This is a genomic window from Novosphingobium sp., assembly GCF_020852455.1.
Lineage (GTDB): Bacteria > Pseudomonadota > Alphaproteobacteria > Sphingomonadales > Sphingomonadaceae > Novosphingobium.
Genome location: NZ_JADZAT010000010.1, coordinates 303795 through 321332, shown reverse-complemented (window position 1 = coordinate 321332; position 17538 = coordinate 303795). Strand labels below are relative to the sequence as shown.

The 17538-nt window shown below is 65.4% G+C and carries 13 protein-coding genes; 4 read left to right on the top strand and 9 right to left on the bottom strand.

The annotated features are described in order from the left end of the window. Positions 1-29: 29 nt before the first annotated feature. From IT549_RS05600 to IT549_RS05580, 5 genes are all read right to left on the bottom strand, one after another. A complete protein-coding gene (locus IT549_RS05600) occupies positions 30-482 on the bottom strand; it encodes a MaoC family dehydratase (RefSeq protein ID WP_292970633.1) in 453 nt (150 codons plus the stop codon). A gap of 1 nt (position 483) precedes the next feature. After that, the gene (locus IT549_RS05595) at positions 484-2403 is read right to left on the bottom strand and encodes an acetyl/propionyl/methylcrotonyl-CoA carboxylase subunit alpha (RefSeq protein ID WP_292970630.1); all 1920 of its coding nucleotides are present in this window, start codon (positions 2401-2403) and stop codon (positions 484-486) included. Next, positions 2400-2885 carry a DUF559 domain-containing protein gene (locus IT549_RS05590; protein WP_292970627.1) on the bottom strand — a complete coding sequence of 162 codons (486 nt, stop codon included), beginning with the start codon at positions 2883-2885 and terminating at the stop codon, positions 2400-2402. The genes IT549_RS05595 and IT549_RS05590 overlap by 4 nt, the downstream gene beginning before the upstream one ends. Before the next feature lie 131 nt (positions 2886-3016). Further along, complete coding sequence (locus tag IT549_RS05585) at positions 3017-4618, bottom strand: carboxyl transferase domain-containing protein (RefSeq protein ID WP_292970624.1); 1602 nt, start codon at positions 4616-4618, stop codon at positions 3017-3019. Further along, positions 4615-5781 (bottom strand): isovaleryl-CoA dehydrogenase, encoded by a 1167-nt coding sequence (locus tag IT549_RS05580; protein WP_292970622.1) that lies wholly within the window; start codon positions 5779-5781, stop codon positions 4615-4617. Before IT549_RS05580 ends, IT549_RS05585 begins: the two co-directional genes overlap by 4 nt. A gap of 118 nt (positions 5782-5899) precedes the next feature. On the opposite strand from IT549_RS05580, the gene IT549_RS05575 reads away from it, so the two are divergent. The 4 genes from IT549_RS05575 to IT549_RS05560 all read left to right on the top strand — a co-directional run bounded on the left by IT549_RS05575 (position 5900) and on the right by IT549_RS05560 (position 9948). Then, entirely contained in the window at positions 5900-6751 is an 852-nt protein-coding gene (locus IT549_RS05575) for a LysR family transcriptional regulator (RefSeq protein ID WP_292970620.1), read from the top strand. A 66-nt stretch (positions 6752-6817) separates the two neighbouring features. Continuing rightward, positions 6818-7261, top strand: coding sequence for a MarR family transcriptional regulator (locus IT549_RS05570; protein ID WP_292970618.1), 444 nt, complete (start codon positions 6818-6820; stop codon positions 7259-7261). Then, positions 7254-8318: an HlyD family secretion protein gene (locus IT549_RS05565; protein WP_292970616.1), complete on the top strand. Its 1065-nt coding sequence runs from the start codon at positions 7254-7256 to the stop codon at positions 8316-8318. The genes IT549_RS05570 and IT549_RS05565 overlap by 8 nt, the downstream gene beginning before the upstream one ends. A 10-nt stretch (positions 8319-8328) precedes the next feature. After that, positions 8329-9948, top strand: a complete 1620-nt coding sequence (locus tag IT549_RS05560) for a DHA2 family efflux MFS transporter permease subunit (protein WP_292970614.1) — start codon at positions 8329-8331, stop codon at positions 9946-9948. Between the two features lie 7 nt (positions 9949-9955). Here the strand turns inward: IT549_RS05560 and IT549_RS05555 are convergent, their stop codons facing one another. Genes IT549_RS05555 through IT549_RS05540 form a run of 4 tightly spaced genes read right to left on the bottom strand, consistent with a single transcriptional unit; the run spans position 9956 to position 17517 of the window. Beyond that, on the bottom strand, positions 9956-11275 hold the full coding sequence (locus tag IT549_RS05555; protein ID WP_292970612.1) for an ectonucleotide pyrophosphatase/phosphodiesterase: 1320 nt from the start codon (positions 11273-11275) through the stop codon (positions 9956-9958). 4 nt (positions 11276-11279) lie between these two features. Next, complete coding sequence (locus tag IT549_RS05550) at positions 11280-12404, bottom strand: heparan-alpha-glucosaminide N-acetyltransferase domain-containing protein (protein ID WP_292970610.1); 1125 nt, start codon at positions 12402-12404, stop codon at positions 11280-11282. Continuing rightward, positions 12404-14854: a family 20 glycosylhydrolase gene (locus tag IT549_RS05545; RefSeq protein ID WP_292970608.1), complete on the bottom strand. Its 2451-nt coding sequence runs from the start codon at positions 14852-14854 to the stop codon at positions 12404-12406. The genes IT549_RS05550 and IT549_RS05545 overlap by 1 nt, the downstream gene beginning before the upstream one ends. A 2-nt stretch (positions 14855-14856) precedes the next feature. After that, positions 14857-17517, bottom strand: coding sequence for a TonB-dependent receptor (locus IT549_RS05540; protein ID WP_292970606.1), 2661 nt, complete (start codon positions 17515-17517; stop codon positions 14857-14859). Positions 17518-17538 lie beyond the last annotated feature (21 nt).

The following is a 17538-nucleotide window of genomic DNA, read 5'->3' as shown; positions in this document are numbered from 1 at the left end:
CTAATCCACGATTGGCCCGCAAGTAACTGTCAAGTATCGCGTTTCTTGACCAGGGCAGAACGCAGGCAGCGGCACACAACCTCGCCGCGCTGGTTGATCAGCTCGTGCCGGAAGGTAACGATCCCGGCATTGGGGCGGCTTTTCGACGGCTTCAGCTCCACCACCTCACTGGTCGCGCGCATGGTGTCGCCGATGAACACCGGCTTGGGCATCACCAGCTGGTCATAGCCCAGGTTGGCGACCAGCGTGCCCAGCGTGGTATCGCCCACTGACAGGCCGACCATCAGCGCGAAAGTGAAGGTCCCGTTGACCAGGATCTGCCCGAACTCGCTGGCCCTGGCCGCCTCGGCATCAAGGTGCAGCGGCTGCGGGTTGTGGGTCATCACTGTGAACAGCAGGTTGTCGGTCTCGGTGACGGTGCGGGTCACCTCGTGCGCGATCTGCTCGCCCACCTGCCATTCGTCGAAATGCTTGCCTGCCATGTCAGTCGTCCTTCGCCTCGATCCGCGCCAGCAGCGCCTCGACCTGCACCTGCGCGCCGGGCACGGCGTTGAGCTCGGCCACCGTGCCATCGAACGGCGCGGTCAGCGTGTGCTCCATCTTCATCGCTTCCAGCGTGAGCAGCTTCTGCCCCTTGGTCACCGCCTGCCCCGCCGCGACTTCGACCGCGATCACCTTGCCCGGCATGGGCGAGAGGATATCGCCATCGTGGGCGCCGTGGTGACCGGTGCCGTCGAAGCGGGCCAATTTGAAAAGCCGCGTATCACCGTCAAGCCGGGCCAGCACGCCATCAGGGTGGCGTTCGAGCCACGCCGAGCTTGATTCGGGGCTTATGGCATATTCGAATGCGCCGTCGGTCAGGTGCATCAAGAATGGGCGTTGGTTTGCGTTGACGCGGAACCCGTTGGGCTGAGCCCAGACAGGCAGCCGATCCCGCAATTCATAATCGTAGTGGCTCTTGTCGCGCTTGTCTTGAAGGAACAGTTCCTCGGCGGCATCGGCCACCAATTCATCGCTTGCCCGCTCATCTGGAAGCAGTTCGTCGAGCTTCGTTGCGATCAAGCCGGTATCAATCCGCGCGTCGATGAAATCCGTGTCACGCAACACCCGCACAAGGAATGCGGCGTTGGTCTTGACGGGCCAACAGGTGACATTCCCGCAGCGCCGACCTAGCTCACGCATGGCTTCCTCACGATTGGCACGATGGACAATCAACTTTGCGATCATCGGGTCATAGTAGGGGGTAATTGCATCGCCTTCGCCGACGCCCGTCTCAACGCGCATCGGGCTGATGTGAGAAGAACTGGGAAGATAGAAAGACTCCAACTGCCCCACACTCGGCAAAAACCCCTTCGCCGGGTCTTCGGCATAGAGCCGCGCTTCCATGGCCCAACCGTTGATGCTCAGCTGGTCCTGCCGCAGCGGGATCGGCTCGCCGCTGGCCACGCGCAGTTGCCATTCGACCAGATCGACGCCGGTGATCTCTTCGGTCACCGGGTGTTCGACCTGCAGCCGGGTGTTCATTTCCATGAACCAGATCCGGTCGGCGCGCAGGCCTTCCGAAGCATCGGCGATGAATTCGATCGTGCCCGCGCCTTCATAGTTAACCGCCCTGGCGGCGCGCACGGCGGCCTGGCAGATCGCTTCGCGCGTTTCGGCATCCATCCCCGGCGCGGGGGCTTCCTCGATCACCTTCTGGTGGCGACGCTGAAGCGAGCAATCGCGTTCGAACAGGTGGACGACATTGCCGTGGCTGTCGCCGAACACCTGCACTTCGATATGGCGGGGCGAGAGTACGTATTTCTCGATCAGCACCACAGCATTGCCGAACGAGGCCGCCGCCTCACGCTGGCAAGAGGCGAGCGCATCGGCAAAGTCCGAAGCCGCATCCACCCGCCGCATCCCCTTGCCGCCGCCCCCGGCGACCGCCTTGATCAGCACCGGATAGCCGATCTCCGCCGCCCGCTCAGCCAGGAACGCCGGGTCCTGGTTCTCGCCCAGATAGCCCGGGGTGCAGGGTACACCCGCTTCCATCATCAGCGCCTTGGCCGCATCCTTCAGCCCCATCGCCTCGATCGAAGCGGGCTTGGGGCCGACCCAGACCAGCCCGGCATCGATCACCGCCTGCGCGAATTCGGCGTTTTCGGACAGGAACCCATAGCCCGGATGCACCGCCTCCGCCCCGGTCGCCTTGGCAGCGGCGATGATCTTTGCGCCCACCAGATAGCTCTCGCGCGCCGGTGAAGGCCCGATATGCACCGCCTCGTCCGCCTGCCGCACATGCAGCGCCTTGGCATCGGCGTCCGAATAGACCGCCACGGTGCGGATGCCCATTTCACGCGCAGTGCGGATGATCCGGCAAGCGATTTCGCCGCGGTTGGCGATGAGTAATGACTTGATCATGTGGCCCCTCCACCACTGCCTTTGGCGTGGTTCCCCTCCCCATTCCGGGGAGGTGTTTGGATTGCGCCCCTTAAGACCTCCCCGGAACGGGGAGGGGGACCGCCGGACGCAGTCCGGTGGTGGAGGGGTGATTGTTCAGAACAGAACGCAACGATCCCTTCAATCGCAGCATTCAGATCCTTGAGCACAAAGCTCGCCGGAATGCGCAGCACCGCAAATCCGCGCGAATGCAGGAAGGCATCGCGGCGAATGTCGCGCTCTGGCCGCTCGCCCATATCGTGGGCCTTGCCATCAATCTCGATCACCACGCGGCGTTCAAGACAGGCGAAATCCAGCACCAGTTCGCTGAAAGGATGATGGCGGCGGAACTTGAACCCGCCGGGCCGCTTGCGCAGTTCGCGCCAGACAAGGGCTTCGGGCAGGTTGCCCGAGCGGCGCTCACGCTTTGCGGTGCGGAAGGCCTGATCCGATGCGGACAGCACCCCTCCACCACCAGCCTGCGGCTGGCGGTCCCCCTCCCCGTTCCGGGGAGGTATTTGCTTCGAGGCCAGAACCTCCCCGGAACGGGGAGGGGGACCGCCGCGAAGCGGTGGTGGAGAGGTAACCGCCACCATCACATCCGGAACACCCCAAACGCCGGCCGCTCCGGTATCGGAGCCTCCAGCGCCGCCGCCAGCGCCAGCCCCAGCACGTCGCGGGTCTGCGCCGGGTCGATCACCCCATCATCCCACAGCCGCGCGGTGGCGTGGTAGGGGTTGCCTTCGTCCTCGTACTTCTGCCGGATCGGGGCCTTGAACGCTTCCGCCTGTTCGGGGGTCCATGTCTCCGCATCGCGGTGGACGGTGGCGAGAACGCTCGCGGCCTGCTCGCCGCCCATCACCGAAATCCGGCTGTTGGGCCACGAGAACAGGAAGCGGGGCGAGTAGGCGCGGCCGCACATGCCGTAATTGCCCGCGCCAAAGCTGCCGCCGATCAGCACGGTGATCTTGGGCACCGTGGCGGTGGCCACCGCCGTCACCAGCTTGGCGCCGTGCTTGGCGATCCCTTCCGCCTCATACTTGCCGCCGACCATGAAGCCCGAAATGTTCTGCAGGAACAGCAGCGGGATCTTGCGCTGGCAGGCCAGCTCAATGAAGTGTGCGCCCTTCTGCGCGCTTTCGGAAAACAGCACGCCGTTGTTGGCCAGGATCGCCACCGGCATGCCCCACAGGTGGGCAAAGCCGCAAACCAGCGTGCTGCCGTAATGCGCCTTGAATTCGTGAAACTCGCTGCCATCGACCAGCCGGGCGATCACTTCGTGCACATCATAGGGCGCGCGGACGTCTTCGGGGACCACGGCGTAGAGCTCTTCGGGGTCGAACTTCGGCGCGCGCGGGTCCTGCAGCGGCAGGCCGTGATCGTGACGCGGACCCAGGTGCGAAACGATATCGCGGACGATGGTCAGCGCGTGTTCGTCATTCTCGGCCAGGTGATCGACCACGCCGCTCTTGCGGGCGTGAAGGTCGCCGCCACCCAGATCCTCGGCACTGATCTCCTCACCGGTCGCGGCCTTGACCAGCGGCGGGCCGGCCAGAAAGATCGTGCCCTGTTCGCGCACGATCACCGTCTCGTCGCTCATCGCCGGGACATAGGCCCCGCCGGCGGTGCAGCTGCCCATCACGCAGGCGATCTGGGGAATGCCCTTGGCGCTCATGTTCGCCTGGTTGAAGAAGATCCGGCCGAAGTGGTCGCGATCCGGGAAGACTTCGCTCTGATGCGGCAGGTTGGCCCCGCCGCTATCGACCAGATAGATGCACGGCAGGTGGTTCGCCTCGGCAATTTCCTGCGCGCGCAGATGCTTCTTGACCGTCAGCGGGTAGTAAGTGCCGCCCTTCACCGTGGCATCGTTGGCCACGATCATGCACTGGCGGCCCGAAACCCGCCCGATCGCGGTAATGATCCCGGCACCGGGAATATCTTCGCCATAGACGCCATCTGCCGCCAGCTGGCCGATCTCGAGCAAGGGCGAGCCGGGATCGAGCAGCCGCTCCACCCGCTCACGCGGCAGCAGTTTGCCGCGCGCGGTATGCCGCTCACGGCTCTTCTCGTTCCCGCCCAGCGCGGCTTCGGCCACCCGCGCGCGCAGCTCGTCAGCCAGCGCCCGGTTATGCGCCGCGCGGGCCTGCGCCTGCGGGTCATCGAGGTTGAGGGTGGTGGTGAGAGTGGGCGCGCTCATGCCCCCGCCCCGATCAGCTCGCGCCCGATCAGCATCCGGCGGATCTCATTGGTCCCCGCGCCGATATCGAGCAGCTTGGCATCGCGCAGGAAGCGTTCGACCGGCCAGTCCTTGGTATAGCCTGCCCCGCCCAGTGCCTGCACCGCCTCACCCGCGGCGCGGAAGGCGTTTTCGCTGGCCAGCAGGATCGCGCCCGCCGCGTCGAAGCGGGTGGTCTGCCCGGCATCGCAGGCCTTGGCCACGGCATAGACATAGGCCCGTGCCGATTGCATCGCGACATACATGTCGGCGACCTTGGCCTGCATCAGCTGGAAGCTGCCGATCGGCTTGCCGAACTGCTTGCGTTCCCGAACATAGGGGATGACGACGTCGAGGCAGGCCTGGATGATCCCGATCTGCATGCCGGCCAGCACCACGCGTTCATAGTCCAGCCCGCTCATCAGCACGCCGACCCCGCCGTGCATCGGCCCCATCACCTGTTCTTCGGGGACGAAGCAATCGTCGAACACCAGTTCGCAGGTCGGGCTGCCGCGCAGGCCCATCTTGTCGATCTTCTGACCGATCGAGAAACCGGGCATGCCCTTCTCGATCAGGAAGGCGGTGATCCCGCGCGATCCTGCTTCGGGCGCGGTCTTGGCATAGACCACCAGGGTATCGGCATAGGTGCCGTTGGTGATCCAGAACTTGGTGCCGTTAAGCCGAAAACCGCCCGGCACCGTATCGGCCTTGAGCTTCATCGAGACGACGTCCGATCCGGCCCCGGCTTCGGACATGGCCAGGCTGCCGACGTGCTCACCGCTGATCAGCCCCGGCAGGTACTTCGCCTTCTGCTCGTCATTGCCCCAGCGACGGATCTGGTTGACGCACAGGTTGCTGTGCGCGCCATAGGACAGCCCGACCGCGCCCGAGGCCCGGCTGACTTCCTCAACCGCGATAACATGGTCGAGATAGCCCAGCCCCAGCCCGCCCCATTCCTCTTCCACGGTGATCCCGTGCAGGCCCAGTTCGCCCATCGGCTGCCACAGTTCGCGCGGGAAGCGGTCGTTGGCGTCGATCTCTGCCGCGAGCGGCAGGATCTGTTCGTCGGCAAAGCGGCCCGCCGCCTCGCGGATCATCTGGGCGCTTTCGGTCAGGCCGAAATCAAAGTCGGGGGTGGCGCGCATCGGTATTCCTCTCTCGGGCCTTTGACAGGCCGCTCACGGATCGTGACGGTGGCACGATAACCCGGCGACTGAAATTAGAAAAACTGGATTTAAGTGCAGAGTTGTATAGGATGATCCTATGTTAAGCCGCACCCAGCTTCGCCAGTTCCTGGCCGTGGTCGATACCGGCAATTTCACCCGCGCGGCCAATGCGCTCAATGTCGCGCAGCCATCGCTGTCGGGCGGGATTGCCGAGCTTGAGCGGCAGCTGGGCACGCGCCTGTTCGTGCGTGAGCGGCGGCGGATCCGGCTGACCCCGGCGGGCAATGCGCTGCTGCCGCTGGCGCGCGGGATCGAGGCCGGGTTTCACCAGGCCGAGGTGCAGGTCGGCAGCCTGCCCGCGCCGCTGCGCCCGATCCGGCTGGGGGTGCTTGATACTGTGCCTTTGGCCTGGCTGGAGGCCGCAATCGCCGCCTACGCCGGGTCCGAGCCGCTCGAACTGAGCGAGGGCGGCGAGCGCGAGCTGAATGCCGCGCTGGCCAACGGTTCGATCGATCTGGCGCTGACCCTGCTGGCCCCCGGCACGGGCGAAGTGCTGCTGGAAGAGGACTATTGCCTGGCCCTGCCCGCCGCGCATCCGCTGGCCGGGGCAGACAGCGTCAGCGCCAGTCAGGTTGCGGGTGAGACAATGATCGCGCGGCGATCGTGCGAAGTACTGGGCGAGACCAGCCGGTTCTTCACCGAACGCGGCGTGCGTCCGCGCTTTGCGCTGCGCTCCGCCAACGATCAGCGCGCGCTGGCGATGGTCCGTGCGGGGCTGGGCGTCACGGTCGCCCCGCGTTCGCTGGGCGGGCCGGGTTTGGCCATGGTGCCGCTTGACCAGTTCACGCTCAACCGCCGGGTCGGCCTGGCCTTTGGCGCGCACTGGGCGGCGCAGTTCGGCCCGGCCCATCCGGTGCTCCAGGCCTTGCGGGCGACCCGTCCGGGCTGATCCGGCCCAAAAATTCGATACCGGCCCACTTGTATTATAAGCATGGCTATTATATGTATCGAAGCCATGTCCATGACAGCTTATTTACTCAGCGATACCGCACGCCTGCTGCGCCGCGCCTTTGACGGGCGGATGCGGCTGCTGGGCATGACCAGCGCCCAGGCGCGGCTGCTGCTCAACCTGGCGATCAACGAGGGTGAGAACCAGGGCTTCTATGCCGAGCGGCTGGAAGTGGAGCCGATCACGCTGGGCCGGCTGGTTGACCGGATGGTCGAATCCGGCCTGATCGAGCGCCGCCCCGACCCGGCCGACCGCCGCGCCTGGCGGATCCACCTGACCGACCTGAGCCGGCAGAAGATCGACGAGGCCCGCGAAAGCCTGGACGGGCTGGAGGAGCAGATGCTGCAGGGCGTCACCGCTCCCCAGCGCGAAAATCTTGCCCAGTTGCTTGAAACAATCCGGACCAATTTTGCAGGCGGGCGCAGCCCGGGGGTGGCCGTCAATGGCTGAACGTGATCCACAAATTGAAATTCCCGTCGACGAGCCGGTGGTGCCCAAGCCGAAGAAACACTGGGGCCGGCTGGCGCTGATGCTTTCGCTGCCGATCGTCATGATCATCGGCGGCGTGACCTATTGGCGCAGCCTGCAGGGCCAGGTTTCGACCGACAATGCCTATGTCCATCTCGACAAGGTTTCGGTCAGCGGCGAAGTCAGCGGCAAGATCGTCGATGTGCTGGTGAAGGAAAACCAGCACGTGAAGGCCGGTGACCTGCTGTTCCGGATCGATCCCGAACCGTTCCAGCTGCAGATGGCGCAGGCCGATGCCTCGATCGCCAATGCCCAGGCGAGCGAGACCGCACTGGCCAATTCAACCGCGCTGTCGGGCGCGGATATTTCCGCCGCGCAGGAACAGATCGCCTTTGCCCGCTCCAACCTGCAACGCCAGGAAGCGCTGTGGAAGAAGGGCTTCACCACCAAGGCTGCCTATGAAGCCGCCCAGCACCAGGTGTCGATGGCGCAGGAGCAGCTGCGCATGGCCCAGGCCAAGCGCGACGAGGCCGCCGCCAAGCTATCGACCGGCACCCAGGTTCCGGGCGTCTATCCCCAGCTGGCCGCCGCACGGGCGCAGCGCAATGTCGCCGAACTCAGCCTGCGCCGCACCGAAGTGCGCGCGCCGGTCAGCGGGCTGGTCAGCCAGGCCGGACGCCTGCAACTGGGCCAGGATCTGATCACGGGGGTCCCGGCGCTGACCCTGGTGGCCGACGGATCGGCCTATATCGAGGCCAATTTCAAGGAAACCGATCTGGCCGACATGCGCCCCGGCCAACCGGCCGAGATCCGCTTTGACGCCTATCCCGGGCTGGTGCTGAAGGCGCACGTCGCCTCGATCGGCGCGGGAACGGGCAGCGAATTCTCGGTCCTCCCCGCCCAGAACGCGACCGGCAACTGGGTCAAGGTGACCCAGCGCGTGCCGGTGCGGATCGTGTTTGACGAACCCAGTCCGCGGGCGCTGATTTCGGGCCTGTCGGTGAAGGTCAAGGTCTTCACTGACGGGCGGCGGCGCTAAGGCGCGGCCGATGGCCAGCGCCGCGGCAGCTCCCGGCAAGGGGCGACCTGCCCCAGCAGCCTCGAACCAGCTGCGTCCCGAGGATGACGTGGCCTTGCTGCCAACCAGCAACCCCTTGCTGCTGGCGATCGGCACCATGCTCGCCTCGTTGTTGCAGATCCTCGATTCGACGATCGCCAACGTCGCGATCCCGCACATGCAATCGACCCTGGGCGCCACCAGCGACGAGATCAGCTGGGTGCTTACCAGCTATATCGTCGCCGTGGCGGTGGCCATGCCGATCACCGGCTGGCTGGCCGACCGGGTCGGTTCGCGGCGGCTGTTCATCTTCTCGGTTGCGGGCTTCGTGCTGTCCTCGATGCTTTGCGGCATGGCCCAGAACGTCACTCAGATGGTGCTGTTCCGCGCACTTCAGGGGGCGACCGGGGCGTTCATCTCACCGCTCAGCCAGGCCGCGATGGTCGATACCAACAAGCCTTCGCGCCAGTCACAGATGATGGCGGTCTGGGGAATGGGGATCATGGTCGGGCCAATCCTGGGGCCAATTCTGGGCGGCTGGCTGACCGAGAACTGGAACTGGCGTGCGGTGTTCTATGTCAACGTGCCGCTGGGGGCGGTTTCGCTGGCGATCCTCGCGGCCGAATTGCCTTCACGCCCGATCCTGCGCCGCCGGTTCGACCTGACCGGTTTTGCGCTGATCGCGGTGCTGCTCACCTCGGTCCAGCTGCTGCTTGATCGCGGCAATCACGTTGACTGGTTCGAAAGCGCCGAAATCTGGCTCTATGCCTGGCTGGCGGTTTCATGCCTGTGGATGGCCGCGATCCACTTCACCACCGCCAAGGAGCCGCTGTTCAACCGGCTGCTGTTTGCCGATCCCAACTTCCTGTTCGCGATGATCTTCAGCCTGATCATGGGGGTGGTGATGTTCGCCACCATGGCGCTGTTGCCGCCAATGGTACAGCACCTGTTCGGCTACAGCGTGATCCAGACCGGCGAAACGATGATGCCGCGCGGGGTTGGCACCCTGATCACCATGCAGCTGTCGGGGATCATCGTGCGCAAGGGCTTCGATCCGCGGCTGCTGATCGCGATGGGCTTTGCGATCTGCGGCTTTTCGCTGTGGGAAATGTCGGGCTGGAGCCTGGCGACCGACCGCTCGCATATCGCCTGGTCGGGCTTCATCCAGGGGATCGGGATGGGCATGGTCTTCATTCCGATGAACGCCAGCGCTTTTTCCACCCTCGCCCCGCACCTGCGCACCGATGGTTCAAGCCTGCTCAACCTGGCGCGCTCGATCGGCTCGTCGATCGGGATTTCGGTGGTGATCACCATGCTCAGCCGCAACCTGCAGATCAGCCACAGCGATCTGGCCGGCAAGATCACCGCCTCGTTCAGCTCGATCCTCGATTTCTCGACCATCGACCGCTTCCAGTCGCTGGGTGAGACCGCGCTGAGGGTGATCGATGCCGAGGTCAACCGTCAGGCCGCGATGATCGCCTACATCGACGATTTCTACATGATGATGTGGATGAGCTTTGCCGTAGTGCCGCTGACGATCTTCATGTCCAAGGCAGACCTGCGGGCCAAGGTTGTTGCCCCCAGCAACGACGCTGCCGACCTGCCACACTGATAGGGCTTTAGCGAACCGGAACGGCAATCCCGGGCAGTTCGGCATCGCGCAGCCTGGTGCCGATCGTCAACGCGACCAGCGGGGCAATTGCGCGCATGTCCACCTGGCCCAGCGCGCGATTGGCACCAATCCCCCGGCCCGACGCAATGAACAGCGCCTCCATCCCCGGGGTCTGCGGTAACTGACCGTGACTGCCCTTGAGCCAGGCCTCTTGCAGCAGGCCGCCAGAGGCATAGCCGCCGGTGATGTAGCCCGGCTTGAACACCACCCAGAAGGCGGCGCGCCCGGTTCCGCCTGCCGATCCGATCGCGTCCGGATCGAGGATCGCGGCAATGCCGCTGGCGGGATCCGCCGCCAGACCATCCAGCACCCGGCGCGTCCGGGCCCGGGTTTCGGCGTCAGCGGGATCGCGCAGGACGATCGCCGCCGATCCGCTCATCGGCCAGACCGCCGCCTGCCAGGCCGTTACCTCGCCTTCCGGGCCAGCAACCAGCAGCCCCGCATCGCGCAAGGCGGCGTCAAGGTTCACCGCCTTGGCAACCGGCAGAAAGCCGTGGTCGGACACAACGATCACCACCATCGCAGGATCGGTCCGCCGCGCAGTGCTGACCAGCCTGGCCACGACCCGGTCAAGCTTTGCCAGGGTCACCGCAGCTTCGGGTGAACCGGGGCCGAAATCGTGCAAGGCGTGATCAAGGCTTTCAAGGTGCACCGCCAGCAACGCCGGGCGATGGGCTTGCCACAGGGCCGCTGCATATTCGGCCCGCACGCCATCGGCAGCGGCCGAACCATCGCGCGAAAGCGGCATCGTTTTGCCAGTCTTGCGTTCCAGCCAGCCAACCAGGCCCGGCGATGCCAGCGCGGCGATCAGCTTGCTGTCTTCAGCTGTGCCGCTGCGCCAGTATTGCGGCAGATTCCAGTCGATCGGCGCGCCAACGGTGACCGGCCAGTTGATCGCGGCGGTCTTCAGTCCCCGCCGCCGGGCTGCGGTCCAGAGCGTATCGGCCTTGATATCGCTGAAGTACCACAGCCAGCCTTCCTGGTTGCGGCGCAGCGGATCGAAGGCTTCGTTGCCGCCGATCCCGTGCCGCGCCGGGCTGGCGCCGGTGACCAGCGTGGTGTGCGCGGGATAGGTCAGGCTGGGCATGGTCCCCAGCACCCGATCCGACCACATGCCCCCATGCGCCAACTGGCGCAGATTGGGGGCATGACCGCCCTCTGCCAGCGCATCGGCGGGGCGCAGGCCATCGATTGAAATCAGCAAGACGGCCCGGGCGTGAGCGACATCGCCCAAGGCCAGCAAAACCGCTGCCAGCCAGATGCGCACCAGCCTAGAGGCGAACATAGATACCGCGCCGATCCATCCATCGCCCGATCGCCCAGACCAGCAGCACCAGGGCAAAGCCATAGGCCAGCGAACCGGCCTTACCGGTGATCTGACCCAGGAACATCGTGTTGTAGATCGCCATGAACAGCGATTGCTCACCGACGCGGAAGGTCCAGGCCAGCGACATGAGCACTTCCGAAATCACATAGAGCGCCAGCGGGTTACGCCCGAAAGTTCCGAAGAACCCGGAACCGAAGGTCAATCTGCGCACGTCCAGCAGCCAGACACACAGCGCCAGCACCGCCAGATCCAGCCCGACGGTGAACAGCACGAATGATGAGGTCCACAGCTTCTTGTTGAGCGGCAGTCCCTGATGCCAGGCCAGCCCCGCCGCCAGCAGCAACACTCCGGCCAGCGCCAGCTTGCCCACCGCCGCCGCAGGCACGGGCGCGGCGCGGATTGCCCGCATGGCCAGATAGCCGGCCAGCATGTTGACCGTGGCGGGAATGGTCCCCAGCAGGCCTTCGGGATCGTAGGGCTGGCCCTCACCCTGATAGAGATGGGTCGGGCCGAACACCGCCAGATCAAGCTTGAGCGCGGCACTGCCTTCAAGTGTCAGGTCGCCGAAATGCTGCATCAGCCACCAGTTGAGCGGCACGGCCAGCACGGCAAAGGTCCGGGCACCGCGCGCTCCGGCCAGCCGGATCACCACCGCGCTCAGCAGATAGGCCAGCCCGATCCGCTGCAATACCCCCGGAATGCGAATGTTGGCCAATTGCGTCCAGGCCCAGGCACCGGCGTCGTTGAACCGGCCGAACGGGAAGTTCGAAACGAACCACCCCACTGCGATCAGCAACAGGCTGCGCCGCACAATCTTGCCCCAGCCGGGGCGCCGGTCCGCCGGTCGATCAAAAGCCAGCGCCATGGCATTGCCGACCACGAACAGGAAGGTCGGGAACACTGCGTCGGCCAGCGTGAAGCCATGCCAGACCGAGTGCAGCAGCACTCCGAATGATGCTTCGGGGCTGATTGCCATGTTGACCGTGATCATCAAGGCCACGGTGGCACCGCGCAGCACATCAACCGCGAGATAGCGCTGGTCTGCAACAGGCGAAACTGGATTGGACATCAGCGTGGCGGCTCGATCGTGGTGACGGGGCTCATCCGCCCATTGGCGGCAAAGGCGGCAAGGCGGACGCGGGAACTGGCGGCGACCGGGCCGGCGAAGACCGGGCTGCGCGGCCCCGGCTGGGCGTCGCCGCGTTCATAGCGCAGGGTTACCCCCGGCCAGGGATAGTTCGCCTCGATCATGCCATTTTCGATCCGCGCACCCGGTGCCGGCAGGCGATAGCGCAGCATGGGAAAGCGGGATTCGACATAGGGCAGCACTGTCTGACCAAGCTGGCGCGAAAACAGCGCCCAATCGGCGGCGCGGGCTGCGGTATTGCCGCTGTCCGCCCAGGCCGGTTGCGGTGCCCAGGCGCGTTCGGCCAGCGCCAGCACGCGCGGCATCAGCATGTGGTCCATCCGCCAGCCGTGAGTCACCGTCTCGGCGAACAGGGTGCCTTCGATGCCCTTGATATTGGCGCGGCCAGTGGCGGTCAGTTCGGGCACGCCCGCCAACCTGGTCAGCGGATCATAGCCGAACACCTCGGCCAGCGGCAGCACCGTTGCCCAGTCGTGCCCCGGCTCTTCGGGATCGGGCGCCTGGACCATATCCAGATAGAGCCGGTCAGCCGGGGCCAGCACCACCGGATAACCGGCATTGGCCAGCCGGTTGGGCAGGCTTTCGCTGCCGGGGAAGGTGTTCCAGACCTCAACCATCATGCCGCGCCCGGCAAAGCGGGGGTTGGTTTCGATCCCGGGCGCGCCAGAGACCAGCCCGAGTTCCTCCCAGCCCATCGCGGCAATGCCGTGGCGCTTGAGAATGCGATCGACCCGTTCGAACCAGTCGTTCCACAGCGCCGCCTTGCCGCCGCCACCAAGCCGGGCAATCCGGGCCTTGGCGGCAGGCGAACGCTCCCACGCGCCAGCCGCAACCTCGTCGGCACCGATGTGCATGACCTTCAGCGGCACGCCAGACGCGCGGTGCAGTCGGGCCAGTTCAGCCACCACCACTTCTACGAACCGGTCCGCTGAATCGAGCCCGGGATTGAGCGCGTTGTCGCCAAAGCCCTGCGCCGATTCATAGACCGACATATCAAGGGGATCCGCCAGCAGGTAGCGGCCCCGCTCGGCCAGGCGCCGCGCGTCGCGCGCCTTCATCGCCTGGATCGCGGCGCGCGAATGGCCCGGCATGTCCACTTCGGGAATGATCTCGATATTTCGGGCATGGGCATAGCGCAGCAGCGCCACATAATCGCCGCCGCTCAGATAGCCGCTGCCCGACGGGCGCCCTGCCAGCGGCCCCGACCCATGCGCCGGCGGCAGCCGATCGGACCAGCCGTCAGCATGGCCGCGCCGTGCGCCCACCTGGGTCAGTTCGGGCAAGGCCGGGATCTCGATCCGCCAGCCCTCATCGTCGGTCAGGTGCAGGTGCAGCCGGTTGAGCTTGAACCGCGCCATCAGATCGATCACCCCGCGCAGTTCCGCCGGTGTGCGGAAATTGCGCGCCACATCGATCAGCAGCCCGCGATAGCCAAAGCGCGGCGCATCGGCGATCTCAAGCGGCTGCAGGCGCAGCGAACCATCGCTCTGCCGCGCGGCGAACAATATCTGGTCGAGCGATTGCAGGCCATAGAACAGCCCGCCGGCCGATCCCGCAGTCAACTGTACCCCCGCCGCCGGATCAATCGTCAGCCGATAGGCCTCGGGCGATTGCGCGGCGAGTGCGGGGTCGATCGCCATGGCAAAGGGCAGGCCCCCCGCCCCGACGTCGGGCAAGTGCCGCACCAGCTGCGCGCTGGCGGCAAGATTGGCGGGAACCCGGGGTGCTGCCAGCCCCTTGGCCGCAAAGACCGCGCCAGTGCGCCGCCAGCTGGCCGGGCTGGGCAGGACCGGGGGCAACCGGTCCGGATCGGCGGTGGTCCAGGCCAGGTTCTGGGCATAGGCGCTGGCCGGATCGGTGAACTGCGCCGACACCGCTCCGGGTGTGTCGCGCCGAACGCCGGACAGGGCATAGCTGTCAAAAGCGATCCCTGCACCGGGATCACCCGGCAGCACCACATAGGGCGCGCTGGGCCCCTTGTCATCGCGCGGCACTTCGCCCGGATGGATCAAGGGCACTGTCAGGGTGGCACCGGGCGCCAGTTCGGGCAGGCCCGCCGCGCCGCCAACCGCAAACAGCGATCCGACCACGCGCCGCACGGGAAAGGCCGGATCGGCGGTGGCACTGCCGCCGATCGCGGTGAACCACAGGCTCCACCCGCGCGGCAGCGGCCGTGTTCCGGTATTGCGTACCACCAGCTGCGAGCGGGTGGCGATCCCGCCGCGCGCATCGCCCCGGTCGATCGCCCTGACCTGCCATTCGCCGGCCAGATGGATGGCCCCGGCAGAGGGGCGTGCATTCAGGCCGGCCCCCGCGCCTACCAGCACCAGCGCACCAAGCGCTGCCAGCCATCGGCGCGGGGACCCTGCCACGATCAGAACTTGTAGCTCAATCCCAGCAGGTACTGGCGACCGAACTGGTGGTATTCCTTCAGCACGGTCTGCCCGTTGGCAGTCTGGGTCACCACATAGGGTTCATCGAACACGTTGTTGACTTCGAACAGCACACCCAGCCCCTTCAGCGGACCACCCTGGAAGGTGTAGCCGGCCTGCAGGTCGGTGATCAATTCGGGACGGATCGTATCCATCACAAAGCGGAAGGCGTTGTGCCGGGTGGCGGTGAAGCCCGAACGATAGCGCTCACCGATCCGGAACTGGAAACCGGCCTTTTCGTAATAGAGCGTCGCGCTCGCCACATGGTGCGAGAGCCCTTCGAGGCTGGTGTTGAGATTGACCGTACCGTCCGAATTGGTGCCGGGCAGGTTGCTGTCGGTGATCGACCAGCTGGCATTGACGCCGAAGCCGTCGAGCGCCGAAGTCAGAGCCTTGCCATCAAGCGCCACGGTGAATTCCACACCGCGGACCCAGCCGCCATCGACATTGGTCGGCGTTGACAGGGTGCCGATCGGCGAAGACGGCGTGAACGGCGACGGGTTGGTGAAGCCGGTGAAATCGAACGCGACATCCTTGGTGATGATCGCGCGGCTGATTTCCTTGTCGAACACCGCGACCGACACATAGCTGCCCGCGCCGAAATAGTGTTCGAGCGACAGGTCGATATCTGTTGACAGCCAGGGCTTGAGCCGCGGGTTGCCGCCGCTGCCCGACCACCGCAGATCGCTGCCCACAGCGGCGCTGATCCCGCCGCGCATGTCAGACATGTTCGGGCGGGCCGCGGCGCGCGACACACCAAGGCGCAGCTTGGTGTTGGTGCCAAGATCGCCAACCAGGGTCAGCGAAGGCAGGAAGTCGGTGTACTTCGCACCGTCGCTGTAGGGATGCCGGGCGCCGTTGTAATCGACATAGAGGCCATTGCCGGCCTGATCGGCATGAACGACCTGCAGGCCCAGCGTGCCCTTCCAGTTGCTACCCAGGCCAAAGCCCAGTTTGGCAAAGCCGGTGAAGATCTTTTCGTTGACGTCCCAGTTCCAGGTCGGGCTGCGATTGCCGGTATAGGACAGGGTGTAGGGGGTCGATCCAGTAAGCGCCGACAGGATGTCGAAATGGAACGCCCCGCCCAGGCCATTGAACTGCATCGGCGCGGTGCCCAGCACCAGTCCGCTGGGCACGGCAAGGCACGAGCCCATGTTGCATCCGGTGCCTCCGACCAGGTCATAGTCGGCCCCCAGATAGGCCAGCGCCTTGCTGCGTTCGGCATAGGTCGCGCCAAGCTCGAAATAGCGCAGCGCGCCGTCGCCCCAGTCCTTGCGCAGCGACAGGCGGGCCGATTTGGTTTCGTCGCTGACATCGGCAACCGCGCGATAGGCGCCGCCGCCCCACCAGAAGGTGGACAGCGAGAACTGGCTGGGATCGGAGAAATCGAGCCCGGTCACCTGCATCGTTCCGAAGCTATTGAAATCCGACGGGAAGGTCACCGAATAGGAAACCGGGTTGCGGTTCGAGGCATAGCCTTCCGCAACAGTTTCAACGCGGTCCGCCTTTGACCAGGACAGATCGAAGCCCAGCGTCACGCTGTCCATCTCGACCTTGGTGTTCCAGTTCAGCGTATCGATCTTGTCGCGCCGGTCGTTGCCGCGGAAAGTCAGGCCCAGCGTGCCGTTATCGACATGCTCGACCAGGTCGGCACCCGGAACCACCGATGCCCAGGGCATCGTGCCCGGCGACCAGGCCGCGATCACGCCCAGCACTTCGGTGCCGCGCATGTGCTGGTTGAAGGTCGAATGCATGTAGTTGAAGGTCGAACGGACGCCGCCGTCGCTCTGGTAATCAAGCGAGCCGAAGAACGTATCGCGCGAGGTATCGATCGACTGGTTGCCGGTTTCGAACCCGCTGACCATGTTGGGATTGCCCGGCACCGGATCGCCAGCCGCGTTCGACAGGATCCACAGATCGTCGGCAGTGCCGAAATCCCAGGGGTTGAAGTACTTCTTCTCTACCGGGCTGCCGAGATGGGTGTAACCCAGCGCGATCCCGAAATGATCATCGGCGAACTGGTCGATGTAGGAAACGCTGATGCGTTCACCGTGGTTCGAAATCCCGGGCACCAGCTTGCCATAGGAATTGGCCTCACCGCGAACATTGACGGTGACCCGGCGGTCCTTGACGTCCAGCGGACGCAGCGTGCGGATATCGACCGTGCCAGCCAGGCCCTGGCTCGACAAGCTGACATCGCTGGTCTTGTAAACCAGCATCTGGCTGACCAGTTCGGGCGGCAGCTGGTCATACTGGAACGAACGGTCATCGCCGGTCGAAACCACTTCATTGCCATTGTAAAGCGTCACGCTGAACTTCGGACCCATGCCGCGGATCGAGAGATCCTGCGCCCGGCCATCGACGCGCTGGGCAGCAATGCCAGGCAGACGGGCCAGCGATTCCGCCACCGAAATGTCGGGCAGCTTGCCGATATCTTCGGCCACCACCGCTTCGACCACGCCTTCGCTGTTGCGCTTGAGGTTGGCAGCGGAAGAGAGCGAATAGCGGATACCCGAAACAACGAGCTCCTCACCCGAGGCCGCATCGCCTGCAGGCGCGTCCTGGGCCAGCGACGGACTGGCCAGCAAGGCCATTCCAACCATGCTTACCCCGGCCAGCAACCG